The 22874-nt window shown below is 64.0% G+C and carries 16 protein-coding genes; 6 read left to right on the top strand and 10 right to left on the bottom strand.

Annotated features, from left to right (window positions below):
* Nucleotide 1: 1 nt before the first annotated feature.
* The 10 genes from NKI63_RS05580 to NKI63_RS05535 all read right to left on the bottom strand — a co-directional run bounded on the left by NKI63_RS05580 (nt 2) and on the right by NKI63_RS05535 (nt 15846).
* Nucleotides 2-3373, bottom strand: a complete 3372-nt coding sequence (locus tag NKI63_RS05580) for a transglutaminase family protein (RefSeq protein WP_352689982.1) — start codon at nt 3371-3373, stop codon at nt 2-4.
* 447 nt (nt 3374-3820) lie between these two features.
* Nucleotides 3821-5026: an acyl-CoA dehydrogenase gene (locus NKI63_RS05575; protein ID WP_352689981.1), complete on the bottom strand. Its 1206-nt coding sequence runs from the start codon at nt 5024-5026 to the stop codon at nt 3821-3823.
* Nucleotides 5027-5264: 238 nt separating this feature from the next.
* Nucleotides 5265-7577 (bottom strand): Tex family protein, encoded by a 2313-nt coding sequence (locus NKI63_RS05570; RefSeq protein ID WP_352506293.1) that lies wholly within the window; start codon nt 7575-7577, stop codon nt 5265-5267.
* 123 nt (nt 7578-7700) lie between these two features.
* Nucleotides 7701-8882 carry a serine hydrolase domain-containing protein gene (locus NKI63_RS05565; protein ID WP_352506294.1) on the bottom strand — a complete coding sequence of 394 codons (1182 nt, stop codon included), beginning with the start codon at nt 8880-8882 and terminating at the stop codon, nt 7701-7703.
* A gap of 30 nt (nt 8883-8912) precedes the next feature.
* A complete protein-coding gene (locus tag NKI63_RS05560) occupies nt 8913-10109 on the bottom strand; it encodes a serine hydrolase domain-containing protein (protein ID WP_352506295.1) in 1197 nt (398 codons plus the stop codon).
* A gap of 64 nt (nt 10110-10173) precedes the next feature.
* Nucleotides 10174-11208, bottom strand: a complete 1035-nt coding sequence (locus NKI63_RS05555; RefSeq protein ID WP_254816998.1) for an ABC transporter substrate-binding protein — start codon at nt 11206-11208, stop codon at nt 10174-10176.
* A gap of 23 nt (nt 11209-11231) precedes the next feature.
* The gene (locus NKI63_RS05550; RefSeq protein ID WP_352506296.1) at nt 11232-12032 is read right to left on the bottom strand and encodes an ABC transporter permease; all 801 of its coding nucleotides are present in this window, start codon (nt 12030-12032) and stop codon (nt 11232-11234) included.
* On the bottom strand, nt 12025-12945 hold the full coding sequence (locus NKI63_RS05545; protein WP_352478299.1) for an ABC transporter permease: 921 nt from the start codon (nt 12943-12945) through the stop codon (nt 12025-12027). The genes NKI63_RS05550 and NKI63_RS05545 overlap by 8 nt, the downstream gene beginning before the upstream one ends.
* Nucleotides 12945-14039: an ABC transporter ATP-binding protein gene (locus NKI63_RS05540; protein ID WP_352506297.1), complete on the bottom strand. Its 1095-nt coding sequence runs from the start codon at nt 14037-14039 to the stop codon at nt 12945-12947. Before NKI63_RS05540 ends, NKI63_RS05545 begins: the two co-directional genes overlap by 1 nt.
* Before the next feature lie 139 nt (nt 14040-14178).
* A complete protein-coding gene (locus NKI63_RS05535; protein ID WP_352506298.1) occupies nt 14179-15846 on the bottom strand; it encodes an amidohydrolase in 1668 nt (555 codons plus the stop codon).
* 141 nt (nt 15847-15987) lie between these two features.
* Here NKI63_RS05535 and NKI63_RS05530 point away from each other — a divergent pair, with 141 nt between their 5' ends.
* The 6 genes from NKI63_RS05530 (at nt 15988) to NKI63_RS05505 (ending at nt 22868) form a co-directional block, all read left to right on the top strand.
* Nucleotides 15988-17019, top strand: a complete 1032-nt coding sequence (locus NKI63_RS05530; RefSeq protein ID WP_352736972.1) for a histone deacetylase family protein — start codon at nt 15988-15990, stop codon at nt 17017-17019.
* Nucleotides 17020-17224: 205 nt separating this feature from the next.
* A complete protein-coding gene (locus NKI63_RS05525) occupies nt 17225-18868 on the top strand; it encodes an MFS transporter (protein WP_352820677.1) in 1644 nt (547 codons plus the stop codon).
* Nucleotides 18869-19005: 137 nt separating this feature from the next.
* The gene (locus NKI63_RS05520) at nt 19006-19866 is read left to right on the top strand and encodes an FAD binding domain-containing protein (protein WP_352506301.1); all 861 of its coding nucleotides are present in this window, start codon (nt 19006-19008) and stop codon (nt 19864-19866) included.
* The gene (locus tag NKI63_RS05515) at nt 19866-20342 is read left to right on the top strand and encodes a (2Fe-2S)-binding protein (RefSeq protein ID WP_352478287.1); all 477 of its coding nucleotides are present in this window, start codon (nt 19866-19868) and stop codon (nt 20340-20342) included. The genes NKI63_RS05520 and NKI63_RS05515 overlap by 1 nt, the downstream gene beginning before the upstream one ends.
* A gap of 16 nt (nt 20343-20358) precedes the next feature.
* On the top strand, nt 20359-22623 hold the full coding sequence (locus NKI63_RS05510; protein WP_352737028.1) for a xanthine dehydrogenase family protein molybdopterin-binding subunit: 2265 nt from the start codon (nt 20359-20361) through the stop codon (nt 22621-22623).
* Nucleotides 22623-22868 carry a MoaD/ThiS family protein gene (locus NKI63_RS05505; RefSeq protein ID WP_023675441.1) on the top strand — a complete coding sequence of 82 codons (246 nt, stop codon included), beginning with the start codon at nt 22623-22625 and terminating at the stop codon, nt 22866-22868. The genes NKI63_RS05510 and NKI63_RS05505 overlap by 1 nt, the downstream gene beginning before the upstream one ends.
* Nucleotides 22869-22874 lie beyond the last annotated feature (6 nt).

Genomic DNA, 22874 nt, shown 5'->3' with positions numbered 1-22874 from the left:
ATCAGAGTCTTTGCGGTCGCCGAAGGTCAAGGGTCATCGGGAAATCTTCAGAGCCTTCTTCGTTGCGCAGCACATAGCTGGACGGCGTATGGCCACGCGGCTCGAAGCGGGCGAGCCGCCGCGCCTCCGCTTCGTTGCCGTTGACGGGGAACGTGTCGTAGCTGCGCCCGCCGGGATGCGCGACGTGGTAGACGCAGCCGCCGACCGCGCGGCCCGACCAGCGGTCATAGATGTCGAAGACCAGCGGCGTGTTGACCGGCAGCGCCGGATGCAGGCCCGACGCCGGCTGCCAGGCCTTGAAGCGCACGCCGGCCACCGCGATCTCGCGGTTGTCGGTCACCTTCATCGGCACCAGGCGGCCGTTGCAGACGACCGCGTGACGCTCCGGGTTGAGCCCCTCGGTCTTCACCTGCAGCCGCTCGACGGAGGAATCGACAAAGCGCACGGTGCCGCCGATCGCGCCTTGCTCGCCCATCACATGCCACGGCTCCAGCGCCTGCCTGAGCTCCAGCTTGATACCGGCATGCTGGACCTCGCCGCAGAACGGGAAGCGGAATTCGAGCTGGGCGTCGAACCATTCCGGACGGAATGCAAAGCCGTTCAGCTTGAGGTCGTCCAGCACATCGAGAAAGTCAGCCCAGACATAATGCGGCAGCATGAAACGGTCGTGCAGCGAGGTGCCCCAGCGCACGAAGCGGCCGTCGAGCGGGTTCTTCCAGGCCCGAGCGATGATGGCGCGCACCAGCAATTGCTGCGCCAGGCTCATGCGCGCGTTGGGCGGCATCTCGAAGCCGCGGAATTCGACCAGCCCGAGCCGGCCGGTCGGCCCGTCCGGCGAAAATAGCTTGTCGATGCAGATTTCCGAGCGATGGGTATTGCCGGTCACGTCGGTCAGAAGGTTGCGGAACAGCCGGTCGACCAGCCACGGCAGCGGTGCCGCGCCCTTGTCCGGATGCGGCACCTGCGCCATCGCGATTTCGAGTTCGTAGAGCGAATCGTGGCGTGCCTCGTCGAAGCGCGGCGCCTGGCTGGTCGGGCCGATGAACAGGCCGGAGAACAGATAGGACAGCGACGGATGCCGCTGCCACTGCAGCACCAGGCTTTTCAACAGGTCGGGGCGGCGCAGGAACGGACTGTCATTGGGCGTTGCGCCGCCGACGACAACGTGGTTGCCGCCGCCGGTGCCGGTATGGCGGCCATCGATCATGAACTTGTCGGCGCCAAGCCGCGTCTGCCGCGCCTCCTCGTAGATCGCCGTGGTCGTCGCCACGCAATCCTGCCAATTCGCGGCGGGGTGGATATTGACTTCGATGACGCCGGGATCGGGTGCCACACGGATGACGTTGAGGCGCGGATCGTGCGGCGGGCCGTAACCCTCGATATGCACAGGCAGGCCAATAGCCTTTGCCGCGTTCTCCGCCGCCGCGACCAGTTCGAGATAGTCCTCCAGCGCCTCGACAGGCGGCATGAACACACAAAGCCGTCCGTCGCGCGGCTCGGCCGAAAGTGCCGTGCGCACGGCGCCGCCGATCTCGGTGATCTCCTGTTCGACGCGGTCCTGCTGGCCGGTAACGGCCGTGAAGGAAACGGCCTGCTGGCGTCGCGCCATTTCGTCGGCGCCTTCAAGTTCGGCCGACGCAGGCGAAGAAGCAGAATCGGGCAAGATCGCCTCACGCGCCGGCAATGGTCCGCGCGGCAGCGATGGGTCGACCGGCACGATGTAGGGGAACTGCGCCGGCGGCACGTAAGGCAGCGTGCCGAGCGGCAGGCGGTAACCTACCGGTGAATCTCCCGGCACCAGGAACAGCCTGCCGCGCCGCGTCTTCCACTTCTCCGAGCGCCAGCGCGGTCCTGACGCCTGGCTGTTCCAGCGCTGGACAGGCAGCACATAGCCCGACGGCTTGGTCAGCCCGCGTTCGAACACCCGCGCCATGCGGCTGCGCTCCTCCGGGTCCTCCAGCTTCGAATTGGAAGGATCGACGTTGTCAGGCAGCTTGCCTTCCTTGAGCAGCCATTCGGCGGGGTCCTCATAGGCTTCGCTGACCATCGTCTTGTCGATGCCGAGTTCGTCGGCAATCGCGGTCAGCAGGCTCTCGGCCTGCATCGGTCCGACATCCGCCTCGCTCTTTTCATGCGCGATCAGCGACGGGTCGCTCCACACCGGCTCGCCGTCGGTGCGCCAGTAGAGCGAGAAGGTCCAGCGCGGCAGGCTTTCGCCGGGATACCATTTGCCCTGTCCGTAATGCAGGAAGCCGCCCGGCGCGAAGCGCTCGCGCAGCCGGCGGATCAGCGCATCGGCCTTTTCGCGTTTGGTTGGCCCGACGGCGGCGGTGTTCCACTCTGCAGCCTCGAAATCGTCGATCGAGACGAAGGTCGGCTCGCCGCCCATGGTCAGCCGCACGTCGCCGGCATCAAGCGCGGCGTCAACCTGGTTGCCCAGCGCATCGAGCGCCTGCCAGCTTTCGTCGGAAAACGGCTTGGTAATGCGCGGATGCTCGGCGATGCGGTCGACCCGCATGTCGAAGCCGAACTCGACATTGGCGAAGCTCGCCATGCCGGAGATCGGCGCGGCATTGCGGAAATGCGGCGTTGCCGCGAGAGGCACATGGCTTTCGCCGGTGAGCAGGCCGGAGGTCGGGTCGAAGCCGATCCAGCCGGCGCCCGGCAGATACACCTCGCACCAGGCATGGAGATCGGTGAAGTCGACTGCGGTGCCGGGCGGTCCGTCAAGCGCGACGAGGTCGGGCTTCAGCTGGATCAGGTAGCCGGAAACGAAGCGCGCAGCGATGCCGAGGTTCCTCAGTATCTGCACCAGGAGCCAGCTGGAATCCCGGCACGACCCCTTGCCGGCGGCCAGCGTTTCCTCGGGCGAGAAGACGCCGGTTTCCATGCGCACGATATAGGCGATCTCGCGCTGCAGCCTCGCATTGAGGTCGACGACAAAATTGACGGTGTTGGTCGGGCTGCGGTCGAGGGTTTTGAGGAATGCCTCCAACAGCGGCCCCGCCGGTTCCGGCGTCCGGTAGATGGTCAGATCGTCCCTGATCTCTTCGGGGTATTCGAACGGAAACGTCTCGGCCGAGGGCTCGACGAAGAAATCGAACGGATTGTAGACCGTCATGTCGGCAACGAGATCGACCTCGATCTTCAGTTCCGTCACCGGCTCGGGGAAGACGAAGCGGGCAAGGAAATTGCCGTAGGGATCCTGCTGCAAATTGACGAAGTGATTTGCCGGCCCGACCTTCAGCGAATGGCTGAGCACTTTCGTGCGGGAATGCGGCGCAGGCTGCAACCTTATGACTTGCGGGCCCAAGACGACCGGCCTGTCGTATTTGTAGTGGGTCAGGTGATAGACGGCTGCCAGAATTGCCATGGTGCCCCTGAGGTCGGCGTTTCAAAAGGAGTTCGCTGAACCCTGACACGAATGCTGAGCATTCTCCAAGCAGAGATGTTGCGCTGCACCTAAATTAAGAAGCTTTCATAGCTTCACGAAACGGAGCGCCGACCTTGGGATTCCGCGTGGCGGCATGACGTTGCAACGGTGCTGGGCCGAGGTGCGGCGGGTCCAGCACCGGGCGCTTCCCGCCGATATCGATGATCGGCAGCACACGCGATGCTTCGTCGAAAACAGCGGAAAAGAAAAACCCGCCTCGGCGGGCGGGTCGTTGGAGCCAATTAGCACCATATCCAAATTAGTAGCATAGCTGCCGGCACAAAGCAAGAACAAAATGTGGCACCGCCGACGAAAGCTGCCGATCGCCCGCCTTGCGGGGGAGATGCCAGGCAATGGCCCCCTGGAAGCGGAGGACCCCTGCCGATGCTAAAAGAACGCCTGCAACCCGGTCTGCGCCCGTCCGAGGATCAGCGCATGCACGTCATGCGTGCCCTCATAGGTGTTGACCGTCTCCAGGTTCTGCGCGTGGCGCATGACGTGGTAGCCGATCTGGATGCCGTTGCCGCCATGCATGTCGCGGGCTTGGCGGGCGATGTCGAGCGCCTTGCCGCAATTGTTGCGCTTGACCAGCGAGATCATCTCCGGCGCCATCTTGCCTTCGTCCATAAGCCGCCCGACGCGCAGGCTGCCCTGCAGGCCGAGCGCGATCTCGGTCTGCATGTCGGCGAGCTTCTTCTGGAAAAGCTGCGTGCCGGCCAGCGGCTTGCCGAACTGCTTGCGGTCGAGGCCATACTGGCGAGCACGGTGCCAGCAATCCTCCGCCGCGCCCATCGCACCCCAGGAGATGCCGTAGCGCGCCCGGTTGAGGCAGCCGAACGGTCCTTTGAGACCCGAGACATTGGGCAGCAGCGCGTCCTCGCCGACCTCGACGCCTTCCATCACCACTTCGCCGGTGATCGACGCGCGAAGCGACAGCTTGCCGCCGATCTTCGGCGCCGACAGCCCGTTCATGCCCTTTTCCAGGACAAAGCCGCGAATCTGGTTGTCATGCGCGCCCCCACTTTCGTCGGACAACTTTGCCCAAACGACGAAAATGTCGGCGATCGGCGCGTTGGAAATCCACATTTTCGAGCCGGAGATCCTGTAGCCGTTCGCGGTCTTCTCGGCCCGCGTCTTCATGCCGCCCGGGTCGGAACCGGCATCAGGTTCGGTCAAGCCAAAGCAGCCGATCCATTCGCCCGACGCCAGCTTCGGCAGGTATTTCCTGCGTTGTTCTTCCGAGCCATAGGCATGGATCGGATACATCACCAGCGACGACTGCACGCTCATCATCGACCGATAGCCGGAATCGATCCGCTCCACTTCCCGCGCGACCAGCCCGTAGGTGACGTAGTTGGCGCCGAGCCCGCCATATTCCTCGGGGATGGTGATGCCGAGCAGACCCGCCTCGCCCATTTCGCGAAAGATCCCGGCGTCGGTCTTTTCCTCGAGGTAGGCTTCCTCGATCTTCGGAGCGAGCTTGTCGGCGGCAAACGCCGCGGCGCCATCGCGCACCATGCGCTCGTCCTCCGAAAGCTGGTCCTCGATCAGGAAAGGATCATCCCAGACGAATGCGTTCTTGTCGGCGGCCATGGCTCTCGGTCTCCCAAACTCGTGCATGTCGCCCAAAGCTTGCCCGCGGGCCTGACCCGAGGGTGTTCGGCAGCCTGGAGATAACGACATGCATCGAAACAGAAATCTTGAAACGCGCGGCTTATCGGCTCCCGTCCTGAAAAAATCAAACGAAATAGCTTCGCCGATCCATGAGCATTGGTGATGGATCATCAATGTCGAGCGCCGCCGTCTGACCTGCCACAGCCCGGCTCGCGAATTATTTCCGCTTCAACGCATCGGCCAACGCGGCGCCGAACGCGCCCTGCTGCGCCGGCCGCTCCGACTGGCGTTGGGGCGCCGGCGCGCGCGGCACCGGCCTGCTGCCATTGTCGCGTGGCTTCGGTGCGCCACCGTCGCCATCCTTGCGCATCGACAGGCCGATGCGCTTGCGCTTGATATCGACGTCGACGACACGCACCTTGACCACGTCGCCGGCCTTGACCACCTCATGCGCGTCCTTGATGAACCGATCAGCCAGTTGCGAGACGTGCACCAATCCGTCCTGGTGCACGCCGATATCGACGAAGGCACCGAAGGCCGCGACATTGGTGACGGTGCCTTCAAGCTGCATGCCGGGCTTCAGATCCTTGATGTCGTCGATGCCATCGGCAAAGGTCGCGGTCTTGAAGCCGGGGCGCGGATCGCGGCCGGGCTTTTCCAGCTCCGCCAGGATGTCGCGCACCGTCGGCAGGCCGAAGCGCTCATCGACGAAGACGCGCGGATCGAGCGCCTTGAGTGCGGCGCTGTCGCCCATCAGAGAGCGAACGTCGCGCCCGCAGGCCGCAACGATCTTCTTGGCCACGCCATAGGCTTCCGGATGCACGGCGGAGGCATCGAGCGGCTCGCTGCCGTCGGGAATGCGCAGGAAGCCGGCGCATTGCTCGAACGCGCGGGGTCCAAGGCGGGAGACCTTCAACAGCTCGCGGCGGTTTGCGAACGGGCCGGTCGCGTCCCGGTGCGCAACGATCGCCTCGGCCAGCGATGCGCCGAGACCCGAAACCCGCGCCAGAAGCGGCGCTGACGCCGTGTTGAGGTCGACGCCGACGGCGTTGACCGCATCCTCGACCACCGCTTCCAGCGAGCGGCCGAGGCGGTACTGATCGACGTCGTGCTGATACTGGCCGACGCCGATCGACTTCGGCTCGATCTTGACCAGTTCGGCGAGCGGATCCTGCAGGCGCCGGGCGATCGACACCGCCCCGCGCAGCGACACGTCGAGGCCGGGAAATTCCGCCGCCGCCGTTGCCGAGGCGGAATAGACCGAGGCACCGGCTTCGCTGACGATCACCTTGAGCGGCTTCGGCCCGGACCCGGCAGGCATGTCAGCCAGCATGTCGGCCACCAGCCTTTCAGTCTCGCGGCTGCCGGTGCCGTTGCCGATCGAGATCAGCTCGACTTTATGCAGCCGGATGAGCTTGGCCAGTTCGGCCTGCGTGCCGCGGACATCATTCTTCGGCGGGAACGGATAGACCGTCGTCGTCGCCAGCAGCTTGCCGGTGCCGTCCACCACCGCCACCTTGACGCCGGTGCGAATGCCCGGATCGAGGCCCATCGTCGGCCGTGAGCCGGCAGGGGCGGCAAGCAGCAAATCCTTGAGATTGCGGGCGAAGACATGGATCGCTTCTTCCTCGGCCCGTTCACGCAAGTCCCGCATCAGATCGAGCGTCAGGTGCAGCGACAGCTTTATGCGCCAGGTCCAGCTGGCTACTTCCATCAGCCAGCGGTCTCCCGGCAACTGGCGGCCGATGGCATAAGCATCGGCAATCATCCGCTCGACCGGCTTCACCGGCGAGGCATCGTCGGCATCGACCTCGATGTCGAGCGACAGAACCTCCTCGTTGCGGCCGCGCAGCATGGCCAGCGCGCGATGGCTCGGCACGTTGGCCCAGCGCTCTACATGGTCGAAATAGTCCGAAAATTTGGCGCCGGCCTCCTGCTTGCCGTCGACGACGCGCGACCGCAGGAATGCGCGTTCCTTCATATAAGTCCGCAATCTGCCGACCAGGTCGGCATTCTCGGCGAACTGCTCGGACAGGATGTCGCGCGCACCCTCGAGCGCTGCCTTGGCGTCTGCCACGCCTTCGCTGATGTAGGCCAGCGCCAGCTCGGCGGGCGTGGCCGCACGGTCGGCGAGAATAGCTTCCGCCAGCGGGCCCAGCCCACGCTCGCGCGCGATCTCGGCCTTGGTCCGGCGCTTCGGCTTGTAAGGCAGGTAGATATCTTCGAGTTCCGCCTTGGTCACGGCAGCAGCGATTTTCGCTTCAAGCCCCTCGGTTAGCTTGCCCTGCTCGCGGATCGAACCAAGGATGGTGTCGCGGCGCGCGTCGAGTTCGCGCAGATAGGCGAGCCGCTCGGCAAGATCGCGCAGCTGCGTGTCGTCGAGGCCGCCGGTGACCTCCTTGCGGTAGCGCGCCACGAAGGGCACTGTCGCGCCGTCGTCCAGCAAACCGATCGCCGCCGCAGCCTGTTCGGGCCGCGCGCCGATTTCGGCGGCTATGATGATTGCGATGCGCTTGATGTCGGATGCCATGTCCTACCTGTCGTTGGTCGAAAAGAGCAGCGACCATAGGCGGAGACGCCCGCTGCGCCAACCGCAGCGTTTTCAACCCGCTGAAAGGTCCACAGGAAAGCTGCATGAGCGGTACAGATCGGATCAGACCATCCGGCTCAGCGCCTCGAAGAAAGAAATCAAATCCAGATCGAGCGGATCGTCGACCGGTACCGGCTGCGACGACATCTTTGCGATGACAATTTCAGCCATCGGATTGACGTAAAGCCACTGGCCGTGAATGCCGATGCCGCAGAAGGCGCCGCTTGCCGCGCCCGTCTGGTACCATTTGTTGCGATAGCGGCCACGCGGAAACAGGGACGCCATCGTGCCGCGCCGCCATGCCTCGGCGTCACCGCCGGTTTCGGTCGTGTCGCGCATCCAGGCTTCCGGCACGACGCGGCGGCCATTGGCCACGCCACCTTGCCGCATCATCTCGCCGACGCGCGCAAGGTCGCGCGGTGTCACCGAAATGCCGCCGGCGGTACGCGCCGTGCCTTCCATGTCGACTGTCACCGAGGCGTCGCCGACGGCGCCGAGCGGCTCCCATAATTTCTCGCGCATCAGATCGGCGAAACGCTGGCCAGACGCGCGTTCGAGCAGGATGCCGAGCAGGTCGGAATTGGGCGAAAGGTAGCGGAACGTCCGGCCATGCGGCTCGGTCAGGCTCTGCAGCGTCGTGAGGAAAGTGGCCAGGCCCTCGGTGCCCCCGCCTGGATTCCACAGCATTGCACGGCGATAGCGGGCGAAGGCGCTGTCCGGATCGAGATAGGCCTCTTCGAAATCGAGGCTGACACTCATGTCGAGCACGTGCCGCACACGTGCATCGCCATAGGCCGAGCCGGGGGCTTCGGGCAGGTAGCGGCTTACCGGAGCCTGCGGATCGAAAATCCCCTCGCCTTCCAATATGCCGGCAACAATGGCGGTCAGCGACTTGCTGATCGAAAAGACGATGTGGCGTGAACCGAACTCCATATGCGGTGCGAACCAGTCGCCGACGAATTTGCCGGCTTTCATGATCGTCAGCGCGTCGGTATCGGAGCGCGCGAGAAACGCCGCGACAGTCTCCGCGCCGCCTGCAAGGGCGACCTTTTCGCCAAGTAGCCCGCCGAAATCCTGCGCCGGCGCCTCGCTGCTGCCCGGCCTTGCCGTCACGGCAGCGCTCGGCACCAGCTCGCCGACATTCTGGAACGACCACCGGCTGAACGGGCTTTCCCGCCAATTGCCGAGCAGCACTTGGTTTCGGGCAAAGCCATACCTGGTCTCAAACGCGGTCTTGCCGGTCATAGCGTTCCTTCAGGATCTTTTGGCCGAGTTTCAGGCGAGCGCTGCGGCGATGGCGTGCACCGCTTGCAGCGTCGCCACAGAATAGGCGACGTTGGTGAAATCCGGATAGCTCGAAAGCTTGACCACGACCATTTTCGTATCCCAGTCGATGTGGATCAGCTGTCCGAACACGCCACGGCACATCAGCGCCCGCGAGCGCGGATCCTCGATCCAGAACTGGTTGCGATAGCTGCCTTCCGGCAGGCTGGGACTGAAATCCGGCCCATGCCTGCCATTGCGCGTCGCCTCGATCCAGTCGGCCGGCACGATGCCGCCACCATTGCCGAGGATCAGCTGGCCGAAGCGGCCATAATCGCGCAGCGTGGCGTTGAAGCCGCCATCGGCAACCGCATAGCCGGCGCTGTCTACGGTGAAGCAGGCACTTTCATCCGCGCCGAGCTTTTGCCAGAGCTCTTCCGAAACCAGCTGCGCCAGCCGTTTGCCGCTCACCCGTTCCATGATGAAGGCAAGCACGTCGGTCTCGATCGAGCGGTATTCGAAGGCAGCGCCGTGCGGCCGGCTCTTTTCCTTGAGCCCCAGGATCAGTTCGAACATATGCGATGGCCAGCGCAATTCCGGATCGCAGTCCGGCGGCACCGGCTTCCAGCCGGTGGCGACATCGACCTGGCCGATGTCGGAATAGGGGTCGGTGTATTCCTCGGAAAAGCGCACCCCGCTCGTCATGTCGAGCACATGCTGCACGCTGGCGCCCTCCCAGCCGGTCGCTTCCAGCTCCGGCAGATAGGTGGTCACCGGCAAACCCGGATCGATCAGTCCGCGTCCGACCAGTATGCCGAACACCGATGCGGTGACCGACTTCGCCATCGACTGGGACAGATGCAGCGTGCGCTCGGTCATGCCGTTGAAGTAGCGCTCATAGGCGACCTTGCCGCGCTTCAGCACCAGGAAGCCGTCGGTGTAAGTCTCGTCAAGCAGTCCAGCCAGCGTCGTCGGCTGCCCCATGCTGTCGCCCACCGGCAGCACGTCGAGATCGACCTCGGCTCGCTCCAGCCTGTGGCGATGGCCATTGCCGCGCCAGACCTCGACGGTCGGCAGGATTTCGCGAATATGCTGGAACGCCCAGCGGTTCCATGGCGGCCGGTCCCATTCGAGCTTCGGCGGCACCATCCGCGGCGGCGAACCCTGCATGATCGGCGGCGCCGGTTCGCTGTTGCGATAAGAAATCATAGGCAGTCCGATCGCCGGGAAAAGGCCCGGCGGCAATTGCCGCCGGGTTTCGTCCGGATGTGGATTACTTCTGCAGTTCGGTCCAGATCTTGCTGTAGATGGCCTGCACTTCCTCTGAACACAATTTTTGCAGCTCGCCATGCGCCTTGACGTCTTCCGGGATGATGACTTCCGGCGCATCCTTCATATCGGCTGGCATGTACTTGTCGGAACCGGCAATGCCGTTGGCGTAGCGGTGGAAGGCGGACAGGCCGGCGGCGTTTTCCGGATCCATGATGAAGTTCTGGAACAGCTTGGCGTTCTCGACATTCTTTGCGTCCTTCAGGACCATGACATTGTCGCTCCAGAGGCCAAAACCTTCCTTGGGATAGAAATAGTGGATCTTGGGATTCGCCAGCCGCTGGCGCAGGGCTGAGCCGTTCCAGTCGCTGGTTGCCTTGAAATCGCCGGCGCCCATTTTCTCGATGGTATTGTATTCCATCGCGATCCAGTTCGGCTTGGCAGCAACCAGCGTGTCACGCACCTTCTTCAGCGTTTCCTTGTCGCTGGCGCATTGCGCGCCGCCGACATATTTGGTCGCCGCGAACATGACGTCGTTCATTTCCGGCACGACGTTGACCTTGCCCTTCAATTCGTCTGGTGTGTTGAAGATGATGCCCCAACTGTCCGACGGCCCCTTGTAGACATCGGTGTTCACCACGATGCCCACCGTGCCCCAGGCCCACGGCACGGAATATTTGCGGCCGGGATCGAAATCGGGATTGGCCCATTCTGGCGCCACGTTCTTGAAGTTCTCCATCTTGCCGGGATCGGTCTCCTGCACGAGGCCTTCCTTGATCCAGATCGGCACGAAGGTTTGCGAAGGCACCGCGATGTCGAAGCCGGTGCCGCCCTGGCGAACTTTGGCCAGCGCCGTATCGTTCGAATCGTAATCGGTAATGGTCACCTTGACGTTGTATTTCTGCTCGAACTTTTTGATCACATCGGGGCTGGTGTAGTTGCCCCAATTGTAGATGTTGAGCTCACCGTCGGCGCGAGCAAGGCTCGTCGAGGCGAGCAGCGCCAGCCCGATGGCGGTCGCCGTGGTCTTCCAGTTCATGGTCTTAGCTCCCATTTTCATGTCTAGTCCCGTTTCCTGCTGATGAAGAAAAACAACGTCACGATGGCGACCGACAAGAGCAGGAACACGGTCGATATCGCGTTGATCTCCGGCGTTATCCCTCGACGTATCTGGCCAAGCATGTAGGTCGGCAGCGTGTCCTGGCCGCCCGATTTCACGAACTCGGTGATGACAACATCGTCGAGCGAGATGACGAAGGCCAACATCAGTCCCGCCAGAATGCCGGGCCACAGCAGCGGCAACGTGATGCGCCTGAACGTCTGCCACGGCGTCGCGTAGAGATCGGCGGCGGCGCGCTCCAGCGTCAGGTCCATGTTCTCCAGCCGCGCCCGGATCGGCAGATAGGCAAAGGGAATGCAAAACGCCGTATGCGCGGCGATCAGATAGCCGAGCCCCGAATAGCCGGTGAATATCTTTATGCGCGAAAAAAAGATCAGCAACGCCACGCCAGTGACGATCTCGGGCACCATCAAAGGCTGGTTGATGGCGGCATATTTGAAGGTCAGGCCGGGATAGGGTGGCGTGCGCGTGGTAGCGAGCGCCGCCATGGTGGCGAAGACGGTGGCCAGGATCGCCGCCGTGGCGCCGATCTCAAAGGAGCGCAAGGTGGCGTCTATGACTTGCGTGTTCTGCCACGCCGACTGGAACCATTTGAGCGAAAAGCCGCCCCATTCCGACGTCGAGGTCGCGGCGTTGAAGGCATAGACGACGAGCACGACGATCGGCAGATAAAGCACGACGAAGCAGGTGGCGGCGATCGCGGTGAAGCCGGACTGATGCTTGATGGAGAAGCTGCTAGCCATGACGCATCTCCGATTGTCCGGCATTGCGCACATAGGCAAGCAGCGCCACCATGACGATGACCATCACAGCGATCGACAGCGCCGAGCCGAGCGGCCAGTTGCGGCCTTGCCCGAACTGCAATTCAATCAGGTTGGAAAGCATCATGTTCTTGCCGCCGCCCAATAGGCTCGGCGTGACATAGGCGCCCAGCGCCGGGATGAAGACGAGGATCGAGCCAGCGACGACGCCGGGCTTGACCAGCGGGAAAATGATGCGCCTGAGCACCTGGAAGCGCGTCGCATAAAGATCGTAGCCGGCTTCGACCAGCCGGAAATCGAGCTTCTCCATGCTGGCATAGATCGGCAGCACCATCAGCGGCAGATAGACATAGGCCATGCCGATAAGGATCGCCGTGTCGGTGAAGAGTATCTGGATCGGCGCGGAGATAATGCCGAGCTTGAGCAGCACCGTGTTGATCAAACCCTCGTTGCGGATGATCTGCAGCACGGCGAAGGTACGGATCAGCAGGTTGGTCCAGAACGGAATGGTGATCAGGAAAAGCCAGAGATCGCGCGTCTTCTCGCTGCGCGTTGCCATGAAATAGGCGGTAGGAAAACCAAGCACCAACGTGGCGAGTGTGGTCACGATGGCAAGCTTGATAGAGCGCCAAAAGATGGTGACATGGGCAGCGGCGAGCGACAGCGTGTCGTCGAAGATGTCGCGTTCCATGAACACCGAGATCCACGCCTCCGGCGAGAATTGCCACTTCACGTCGCCATAAGGACCGGGTGTCAGGAACGAATAGACCAGCACGATCAGCAATGGGCCGGTCGCTGCCAGGAAGATGATCAACAGGGCCGGCGCCGACAGCAGCCAGCGGTCGCGGATATCGCGCCGTTCGGCCGCCTTGGCGACTTCTTCCGCGCTCGCCATCAATCCCTCAGCACTTGCGCGGCGTCGTTGCCGATCGAGACACCGACCTTGTCGCCTCGCTCGAAACCGCAGCCTGCGCTGCGCGTGTTCTGCTGGCGCACGGTGAAGGCTTCGCCGCTGTCCAGTTGGACATGAATATGCGTATCGGTACCGAAATAGACGATGTTTTCGACGGTTCCGGAAAGATCGCCCTTGCCGCCGGTCAGCTTTGCGTGTTCCGGCCTGACCACCAGGGTGGCATTCGCCTTCGGCTGGAAGCCCTCGGCCACCGTCGCGTCGATCGTCGCGCCGGATTTGAGTGTCGCGCGCGCCTTGCCGTTGCCGATGCCGGTGATGGCCGCGGTCAGGAAATTGGTTTCGCCGATGAAGTCGGCGACGAAGCGCTCGGCTGGCTTGTCATAGATGTCCCAGGGCGTGCCGACTTGCAGGATCTTGCCGGCTGACATCACCGCGATGCGGTCCGACATGGTCAGCGCTTCTTCCTGGTCGTGGGTGACGAAGATGAAGGTGATGCCGGTCTGGTGCTGCAGCCGTTTCAGTTCGATCTGCATTTCCTTGCGCAGCTTGTAGTCGAGCGCCGACAATGGCTCGTCGAGCAACAGCACTTTTGGCTGCGGCGCCAGCGCGCGCGCCAGTGCCACGCGCTGCTGCTGGCCGCCGGAGATCTGGCTGGTGCGGCGGGCGCTCAGCGCCTCCATCTTGACCAGCTTCAGCATCTCGGCGACGCGCGCCTTGATTTCGGCCTTCGGCTTGCCCAGCATCTCAAGGCCGAAGCCGATATTCTCGGCCACCGTCATGTGCGGGAACAGCGCATAGGACTGGAAGACGGTGTTGACCGGCCGCTTGAACGGCGGCAGCGGCGCGATGTCCTGGCCGTGCAGCAGGATTTCGCCTTCGCTGGGGAAGTCGAAGCCAGCGATCAGCCGCAGCAGCGTCGTCTTTCCGCAGCCCGACGGCCCCAGCAGCGTGAAGAACTCGTTCTCGCGGATCGACACCGAAACCGTGTCGAGGGCGGCGACTTGTGCGTCCCCGATACCGAACACCTTGCGGACGCCGCGGACCTCGATTGCACTCTTACCCGGTTGATCCGGCACGCATTACCCCATTTTCATGTCCGCTCTTGATGGCGGATCCAGTTCCCATTCGATTGTCAGCATATGCCGGTCGGCTTGGCAACCATGCATCTGGGCCTCGGTTCAAAACGCAAGCTCCGTGCCCCAGTCAGCGCCATCATCAAACCTGATAAGTGATCTTGCCGCCGCAGATGGTGCTGACCGGATGCACCTTGTGCAAGGAAGCCGGTTCAGTTGCCTCGATATCGGCCGACAGCACCACCAGATCGGCCAGATAGCCTGGTTTCAGCCGGCCCTTACGGTGCTCCATGAATTCGGCATAGGCGCCTTCGACCGTGTAGCCGGCAAGCGCCTCGATCAGCGAGAAGCTCTGGTCGGGGTCGCCTTCTGCCCACGGTTTGCGCAGCATCGCCGCCTGAATGCCCAGGATCGGGTCGACCCGCGACACCGGCCAGTCGGAAGCGAAAACGACATGCGCGCCCGCCTGCTTCAGCGTCCGCCAGGCATAGCTGAGCGGCCATCTTTCGCGGCCGATACGCGAAAGCGTCGGTTCCAGCGGGAAGTCCATGGCGCCGGGCGGGTGCGGCGGCTGCATCGAGGCGATGACGCCGAGTTCGGCGAAGCGTGGCACGTCGGCGCCGGTGATAACCTCGATGTGCTCGACGCGGTGCCGGCTGTCGCGCCTGCCGTTCTTCCGCCGCGCCGCCTCGTAACCGTCGAGGACCGCGCGCACCGCGCCGTCGCCTATCGAATGCACGGCGATCTGCAGGCCGCGTCGGTCGGCCTCCGGCGCCACCTCGGCGAAATGCTCCGGCGTGAACAGCGTCTCACCGCGCCAGCCCGGCCGGTCGGCATAGTCATCGACCATGACCGCGGTCCAGCCTTCCAGCACGCCGTCATAAAACATCTTGACCATGCCGGACGACAGCCATTCCGATCGGTAGGCGGAGGCCATCCTCGACGCTTTTTCCAGCCTGTCGAGCGTCATGAAGTTCTTGAAATGAAAAGGTATCTTGGTGCGGCAGAGCAGCCGCCCTTCCTGCTCCAAACCGGCAAGTAGCTCGAGCTGGTAGAGGTTGCCGTCCATGTTGTGGATCGAGGTGATGCCGTGGCGGGCGCACCATTCCAGCCCGCGATGCATCAGGTCGCGATCGGCCGCGACTTCTGCGGCGGAAGGATAAGGGTCGGGCTCGCCGCCTGTCGCAAGGCCGAGCCGCACGCGGTTTTGCCCGGAAAGCTCGAGGATCGGCCCGAACGCCTCGCCCTCGCGCAATTCGCCGGCCGCAAGGCCGTCGGCGCCCATGACGATCTCGTTGCCGGGCCCGAGTTGCCTGCCGTGCAGGATGCCGGCCAGCTCCAGCGCCTTGGTATTGGCCCACATCGTGTGGTGATCGGAAGCCGACATCGCGAACGGCCGATCGGGGATGATGCGGTCGAGATGGTGGCGGGTGACCGGCTCTTTCGTGGAAAGGATGGTGTAGTCGACGCCGGCCCCAAGCAGCAGTTTGGCGTACGGTCGTGCCGCCGCGTAGGCACGGATCGCTTCGCTCAGCGCATCGAAGCCATGCACGCCCTGAAGGTGCAGATTGTCGAGTTCGGCCGCGCCGCCGAAAAGATGCATATGCGCTTCGATGAAGCCCGGCACCACCGACCCGCCTTGCGCATCCATGACCTTCGTGGCCGGCCCTTTCAGCGCCTCGACCGTCCGGCGATCGCCGACCGCCAGGATGTTGCCGTCCTTTATCGCCACCGCCTCGGCCGTCGGATTGCCTTCGTCCATGGTCAGCACACGGGCATTGGTGACGATCAGGTCGGCATTTGAACTCATGATTACCCGCGGTTCGGTTGCGCTGCCGACAGGCTAGACGACCGGCTGCCGGGCCAGCAAGCCATGGCCGGTTGGCCCAGCGCCTTGTGGAGGGCCATGCAGGACGGTTAGGGTCGCCGCGTCTCACCACGGAACAAGTTCATGAAGACTGTTTTTTCGCCTCTCCATGCCGGCCATTCCGGCAATGTCGAATTGATCGCCGGCGCCATCGTGCCCGCATTTGAAAAGCCTTCGCGCGCCGAGTTCATCAGGGCGCGGGTGGAGAGCGAAAAACTCGGTCCGATCCTGCCGCCGGAAATCCACGACCTCGCCGCCGCCAGGAAGGTGCATGACAGCGACTACATCGATTTCCTGCCGACCGTCTGGCCGCTCTGGGAAGCATCGGGCCGCAGCGGTTCGGCCATTCCCTTCACCTGGCCGACGCGCGGCCTGCGCGGCGACGTGCGACCGAAAGGCATCGATGCGCTGCTCGGCTTCTACTCCTTCGATGGCGGCGCGACGTTCGTCAAAGGTACATGGGACGCGATCAAGTCGTCCTATGACGTCGCGCTGACAGCCGCCGCGTTGGTCAAGGCCGGTGACCGTTCGGCCTTCGCGCTCTGCCGACCGCCGGGGCACCATGCCGGCGCAGCCTTCATGGGCGGCTATTGCTTCATCAACAACGCCGCCGTCGCCGCGCAATGGTTTTGCGACCATGGCGCCGGGCGCGTGTCGATCCTCGACGTCGATTATCACCACGGCAACGGCACCCAGGAGATCTTCTACCGCCGCGGCGACGTGCAGGTGCTGAACCTGCATGGCGATCCGATGACCGAATATCCCTTCTTCCTCGGCCATGCCGACGAGCGCGGCGAGGGCGACGGCGAAGGCTTCAACGACAATTATCCGATGCCCTTCGGCACCGGCTGGGAGGTGTGGAACGCCTCACTTGAGGACGCCTGCACGAGGCTTTTGGCTTATGCTCCTGACGTCGTCGTGGTTTCGCTCGGCGTCGACACCTTCGAGAAGGACCCGATCAGCCAGTTCAAGCTGAAAACGGGCGACTATCCCAGGATCGGCCGCCGCATCGCCAGGCTCGGCCTGCCGACGCTGTTCGTCATGGAAGGCGGCTACGCCGTCGAGGAGATCGGCATCAACGCCGTCGGCGTGCTGACCGGTTTCGAGGACCGCTAGAGGCGCTGCCGGTGCCCGCAACTCATATGGCGCACTCGGCGCGGCGAGCGCCACGGCGGGCCGGCGCTATCGTGTTGTTGGACCATGATGTTTTTCCAGAATGCGTTCGCCCTTTGCGAAATGATGTTCTATTTTTTGAATCCATGGCTTTGAGGGGCCGAATTCATCGGAAGAACAAACGCATTTGAGCCCCGGGAAAGCATTTATGAGGGACGACACACCGGAAAACGAAAGCGCCTCGGCGCTGGCGCCATTCCGGCACGGCATCTTCCGGGCGGTGTGGTCCGCCAGCCTGGTTTCCAATTTCGGCGGCCTCATCCAGGGCGTCGGCGCCGCCTGGATGATGACGACGATCGCCACCTCGTCCTACCAGGTGGCATTGGTCCAGGCCTCGACCACCTTGCCGATCATGCTGTTTGCGCTGCTGGCCGGCGCTATCGCCGACAGCTTCAACCGGCGCAAAATCATGCTGATCGCGCAGATCTTCATGCTGGTCGTCTCGGCTCTTCTGACCGTCTTCACCTATCTCGACCTGATGACGCCGTGGACGCTGCTCGCCTTCACCTTCCTGATCGACAGCGGCACCGCGCTCAACAGTCCGTCCTGGCAGGCTTCGGTCGGCGACATGGTGCCTCGCACCAAGGTGCCGGCGGCAATCGCGCTCAACTCGATGGGCTTCAACCTGACGCGCAGCGTCGGCCCGGCGATCGGTGGTATCATCGTTGCCGCGGCAGGTGCCGCCGCGGCCTTCGCCGTCAACACGCTGAGCTATGTCGGCCTCATGGTCGTGCTGGCCCGCTGGAAGCCGGAACTGCCGGCATCGACCTTGCCGCGCGAGACGCTGGGCGCCGCAATGGGCGCCGGCCTGCGCTACGTCGCCATGTCGCCTAATATCGGTAAGGTGCTGGTCAGGAGCTCCGCTTTCGGCTTCAGCGCCGGCGCGGTCCTGGCATTGCTGCCGCTGGTCGCGCGTGACGTCGTCAAGGGTGATGCCCTGATCTACGGCATCATGCTCGGTGCCTTCGGCATCGGCGCCGTCGGCGGCGCGCTGATCAGCGTCAGGCTACGGCAGCTGCTGTCCAGCGAAACCATGGTGCGCACGGCATTCGCCGGTTTCGCCGTCTGCGCCTTCAACGCCGCCGTCAGCGATCATGCCTGGCAGACGTCGCTCGGCCTGCTGGTCGGCGGCGCCTGCTGGGTGACGGCGCTGTCGCACTTCAACGTCACCGTACAGATGTCGACGCCACGCTGGGTGGTCGGCCGCGTGCTTTCGGTCTACCAGACCGCGACCTTCGGCGGCATCGCGCTCGGCAGCTGGGTCTGGGGCGTCGTCGCCGACGCGCATGGCGCCGAAGTCGCCCTGATGGCGGCCAGCGTCGCCATGCTGGCGGGCGGTGCCATCGGCCTGCTCCTGCCGCTGCCGCAGCAGGCTGTGCTCAACCTCGATCCGCTCAACCGCTTCCAGGAGCCGCATCTGGCGCTTGATCTCAAGCCGCGCAGCGGTCCAATCGCCATCATGATCGAATATGTCATCCGTAACGAGGACGTGCCGGAATTCCTCGCCACCATGGCCGAGCGCGGCCGCATCCGCCGCCGTGACGGCGCCCGCAACTGGACATTGGCGCGCGATCTCGAAAATCCGTCGATATGGATCGAGCACTACCACACGCCGACCTGGGTCGAATATATCCGCCACAACAGGCGCGCCACCTACGCGGACGCCGTCATCGGCGAGCGTATAAGGGCGCTGCACAGCGGCAACGAGCCACCGCGCGTCCGCCGCATGATCGAGCGCCCGACGACGGCTGGCACGGCGCTGGTCATGCCGAAGGGGCCGATCGAGCATTAGTGGCTGGCGGTGCGTCCAGTTGGACGAGCAAAATGAAATTGCGGCGCCTGGCCCAATCCGCGAATGCACGAACAGGATGGCCATTGTCGAGAGACGGTTATATCAGTTGATGTGACTATGACGAGTAAGGGGAGACGATGCGTTACATACGTCCGCTTTCAATTGAAGACGCCGCCGGCCTGTTGGCCAGTTCGGCCGGCACGGCCGCCATCCTCGCCGGAGGCAGCGACCTCCTGGTGAGAATGAAGGGCGGCTTTATCGAACCCGACCTGATCGTCGACATCAAGGCGATCGACGGGCTTGGCGAGATCAGGGAAACAGCCGAGGGCTTCAGCATCGGCGCGGCGGTCCCCTGCGCCGTGCTGGGCGAGAACACGGCCCTGCAGAAGGCATGGCCTGGCGTCGTCGAAGCAGCCAAGCTGATCGGCTCCAAGCAGGTGCAGGGACGCTGCACCATCGTCGGCAATCTCTGCAACGCCTCGCCGGCCGCCGACAGCGTGCCGGCACTGGTGGCCGCTGGCGCCAAGGCGGTGGTCGTCGGCCCGGGAACCAGGCGCACGATTGCCGTGGAAGCGGTGCCGACTGGGCCGGGCAAGACGTCGCTGGCCAAGGGCGAGATCATCGAGGCAATCCTGCTCGACAAACGTCTGCCGCGTTCGGGCGATGCCTATCTGCGTTTCATTCCGCGCACCGAGATGGACATCGCGGTGGTCAGCGCCGGCGTGAACCTGACGCTCGATGAGGCGGGTGTCGTCAAATCGGCCCGCGTGGCGCTGGGCGCCGTGGCGCCGACGGTGGTTCTGGTCGAGGAGGCCGCCGAGGTTCTCATCGGCTCCAAGCTGGACGAAGCCACGCTGGAGAGGCTCGCCAAGGTCTGCTCGGGCGCCTGCCGTCCGATCGACGACAAGCGAGGCACTATCGAATTCAGACGGAAAGTTGCGGGTGTGCTGGCCAAGCGGGCCGCCACGACCGCCTATACACGTGCAGGAGGCAAGTGATGGCCGGTGTAGCAGTATCAACGACAATCAACGGCGACAATGTCGAGTTCCTTTGCCAGCCGGACGAGACGCTGCTTGATGTCCTGCGCGATCGCCTGGGGCTGACGGGCGCCAAGGAAGGCTGCGGCACCGGCGACTGCGGGGCCTGCAGCATCATCCTCGACGACCGGCTGGTATGCTCATGTCTGGTGCTCGGCGCTGAGGCCGAGGGCCGGCACCTCGAGACCATCGAGGGCATGGCGCATGGCGACAGGCTGCATCCGCTGCAGCAGAAATTCCTGGAGCACGCCGCACTTCAATGCGGCGTCTGCACGCCGGGCTTCCTCATGGCGGCCAAGGACCTTTTGGCCAAGAACCCCGATCCGACCGAGGAGGAGATCCGCTTCGGCCTCGCCGGGAACCTCTGCCGCTGCACCGGCTATGACAAGATCGTGCGTGCCGTCCAGGACGCCGCCATCGTAATGAAACAAGCGTGATGAAGGGAGCATGACGATGAATTTCGATCCGCGTTACTCCGGACGCAATTTCACCTCTGTCGGCACGCGTCCCATTCGTCCCGATGGCGTCGACAAGGTGACGGGCCGCGCACGCTATGGCGCCGACTTCAACATGGCCGGGCAACTGGTCGGGCGCGTTCTCAGAAGCCCTCATGCGCATGCCATGATCAGGAAGATCGACACGTCGAAGGCGCAGATGCTTCCCGGCGTCAAGGCGGTGATCACCGCGGCCGACCTGCCCGACCTGACCGACGGCGATGCCGCCATGTACGACATCCTCGACAACTGCATGGCGCGCAAGAAAGCGCTCTATGACGGCCATGCCGTGGCCGCGGTCGCTGCGGTCGATGCCCGCACGGCGAGGCAGGCACTGAAGCTGATCGAGGTCGACTACGAGGTGCTGCCGCATGTCACCGACGTCGACGAGGCGATGAAGCACTCCGCACCCCTGATCAACGACGCCATCTTCACCGAGGGCCTCGAGGAAAAGCCCGTCAAGCCTTCAAACGTCACCAAGCGCACCCAGTATGGCCATGGCGACATCCATGAAGGCTTCGGCCAGGCCGATTTCGTCGTCGAACGCTCCTTCAAGACCGAGCAGACGCACCAGGGTTATATCGAGCCGCATGCCTGCGTGGCCAATGTCAGCTCCGACGGCACCGCCGACCTCTGGGTCTGCACGCAGGGCCATTTTGTCTACCGCCAGCACTGTGCCCAGCTGCTTGGCATGGAAGCCTCGAAGCTGCGCGTCACCTCGTCGGAGATCGGCGGCGGTTTCGGCGGCAAGACCCATGTCTGGGCCGAGCCGGTGGCCCTGGCGCTGTCACGCAAGGCCGGGCGGCCGGTCAAGCTGGTCATGACGCGCGACGAGGTGTTCCGCGCCTCCGGCCCGACCAGCGCCACCTCGATCGATGTTCGGATCGGCGCCCGCAAGGACGGCACGATCACCGCGGCCGAGGCGACGCTGCGCTATTCCTGCGGCCCCTATGCCGGCATGTGGGCCGAGATCGGCGCCATGACCGCCTTTGCCTGCTACAAGCTCGAGAACGTCAAGACGGTCGGTTACGAAGTGCTGGTCAACCGGCCCAAGACCGCGGCCTATCGCGCGCCGTCGGCGCCGATGGCAGCGTTTGCGGTGGAAAGCGCGGTCGACGAGCTGGCCAAGGAGATCGGCATGGACCCGGTCGAGTTTCGGATCAGGAACGCGGCGCAGGAAGGCACCAGATCGTCCTACGGCCCGGTATATGGGCCGATCGGCATCGGCCCGACGCTGGAGGCGGCGAAGAACCATCCGCACATGAAGGCGCCGCTCGGCAAGAACCAGGGCCGCGGCATGGCCTGCGGCTTCTGGTTCAACTTCGGTGGCCAGACCTGCACCGACCTCAACATCGGCATGGATGGCTCGGTCTCGCTTGCCGTCGGCACGGTCGATGTGGGTGGTTCCCGCGCGTCGCTGTCGCTGGTGGCGGCGGAGGAGCTCGGTATCCCCTATGAGCAGATCAAGACGGTGGTCGCTGATACCTCCAGCCTCGGCTACAACGATATGACGGACGGCAGCCGCGGCACCTTCTCGTCTTCGATGGCGACGATCTCCGCCGCTCGCAACGCCATCAAGATCCTGCGAGAACGCGCCGCGCAGATGTGGGACATACCCGTCGACGACGTGGTCTGGGAAGAGGGTCATGCGATTGCCAAGGGCGCGACGCACGGCAACCTCTCGCCGCTGTCGATGAAGGAGATCGCGGCCGCTTCCGGAAAGACGGGCGGACCCATCGCAGGCCATAGCGAGCTCGTCGCCGACGGCGCCGGCGTCTCCTTCGCCACCCATATCTGCGATATCGAGGTGGATCCCGAGACAGGCTCGACCAGGGTGCTGCGCTACACCGTCGTTCAGGACGCCGGCAAGGCGGTGCATCCGACCTATGTCGAGGGACAGTACCAGGGCGGTGCCGCGCAAGGCATCGGCTGGGCGCTCAACGAGGAGTATATCTACGGCAAGGACGGGCGGCTGCAGAACCCTGGCTTCCTGGATTACCGCATCCCGGTCTGCTCGGACCTGCCGATGATCGACACGCAGATCCTCGAGATCCCCAATCCTAACCATCCTTACGGGGTGCGCGGCGTCGGCGAGACCTCGATCGTGCCGCCGCTGGCGGCGATCGCCAATGCGGTGTCGAACGCCGCGGGCGTGCGGATGACGCATATCCCGATGTCGCCGCCGCGCATCCTGGCGGCGCTCGAGGCTGAACGGGGAGGCTGATGGTCGAAGTAACGCTCTGGGGGTCGCTCGGCGCGATCGCCGGAGGCAAGAGCAAGGTCGAAATCGAGGCCAAGGATATTCGGGAGCTGTTCAGGAAACTGGCCGAACAGTATCCCGGCCTCGAGCCATACATCGATCGCGGCATCGCCGTCGCCATCGACGGGACGATCTATCGCGACACCTGGTCGAAGGAACTGCCGGAAGGGGCGGAGATTTTTTTGTTGCCGCGGTTGGCTGGGGGGTAGGTGAGG

It is taken from the genome of Mesorhizobium sp. M0410 (assembly GCF_040321435.1).
In the GTDB taxonomy this organism is placed as follows: Bacteria; Pseudomonadota; Alphaproteobacteria; order Rhizobiales; family Rhizobiaceae; genus Mesorhizobium.
This window is presented reverse-complemented; position numbering and strand designations above follow the sequence as displayed.

Excerpts from the sequence above, each read along its gene's own strand:
- NKI63_RS05580 (WP_352689982.1), bottom strand. The coding sequence starts at position 3,373 with ATGGCAATTCTGGCAGCCGTCTATCACCTGACCCACTACAAATACGAC.
- NKI63_RS05575 (WP_352689981.1), bottom strand. The coding sequence starts at position 5,026 with ATGGCCGCCGACAAGAACGCATTCGTCTGGGATGATCCTTTCCTGATC.
- NKI63_RS05570 (WP_352506293.1), bottom strand. The coding sequence starts at position 7,577 with ATGGCATCCGACATCAAGCGCATCGCAATCATCATAGCCGCCGAAATC.
- NKI63_RS05565 (WP_352506294.1), bottom strand. The coding sequence starts at position 8,882 with ATGACCGGCAAGACCGCGTTTGAGACCAGGTATGGCTTTGCCCGAAAC.
- NKI63_RS05560 (WP_352506295.1), bottom strand. The coding sequence starts at position 10,109 with ATGATTTCTTATCGCAACAGCGAACCGGCGCCGCCGATCATGCAGGGT.
- NKI63_RS05555 (WP_254816998.1), bottom strand. The coding sequence starts at position 11,208 with ATGAACTGGAAGACCACGGCGACCGCCATCGGGCTGGCGCTGCTCGCC.
- NKI63_RS05550 (WP_352506296.1), bottom strand. The coding sequence starts at position 12,032 with ATGGCTAGCAGCTTCTCCATCAAGCATCAGTCCGGCTTCACCGCGATC.
- NKI63_RS05545 (WP_352478299.1), bottom strand. The coding sequence starts at position 12,945 with ATGGCGAGCGCGGAAGAAGTCGCCAAGGCGGCCGAACGGCGCGATATC.
- NKI63_RS05535 (WP_352506298.1), bottom strand. The coding sequence starts at position 15,846 with ATGAGTTCAAATGCCGACCTGATCGTCACCAATGCCCGTGTGCTGACC.
- NKI63_RS05530 (WP_352736972.1), top strand. The coding sequence starts at position 15,988 with ATGAAGACTGTTTTTTCGCCTCTCCATGCCGGCCATTCCGGCAATGTC.
- NKI63_RS05525 (WP_352820677.1), top strand. The coding sequence starts at position 17,225 with ATGAGGGACGACACACCGGAAAACGAAAGCGCCTCGGCGCTGGCGCCA.
- NKI63_RS05520 (WP_352506301.1), top strand. The coding sequence starts at position 19,006 with ATGCGTTACATACGTCCGCTTTCAATTGAAGACGCCGCCGGCCTGTTG.
- NKI63_RS05515 (WP_352478287.1), top strand. The coding sequence starts at position 19,866 with ATGGCCGGTGTAGCAGTATCAACGACAATCAACGGCGACAATGTCGAG.
- NKI63_RS05510 (WP_352737028.1), top strand. The coding sequence starts at position 20,359 with ATGAATTTCGATCCGCGTTACTCCGGACGCAATTTCACCTCTGTCGGC.
- NKI63_RS05505 (WP_023675441.1), top strand. The coding sequence starts at position 22,623 with ATGGTCGAAGTAACGCTCTGGGGGTCGCTCGGCGCGATCGCCGGAGGC.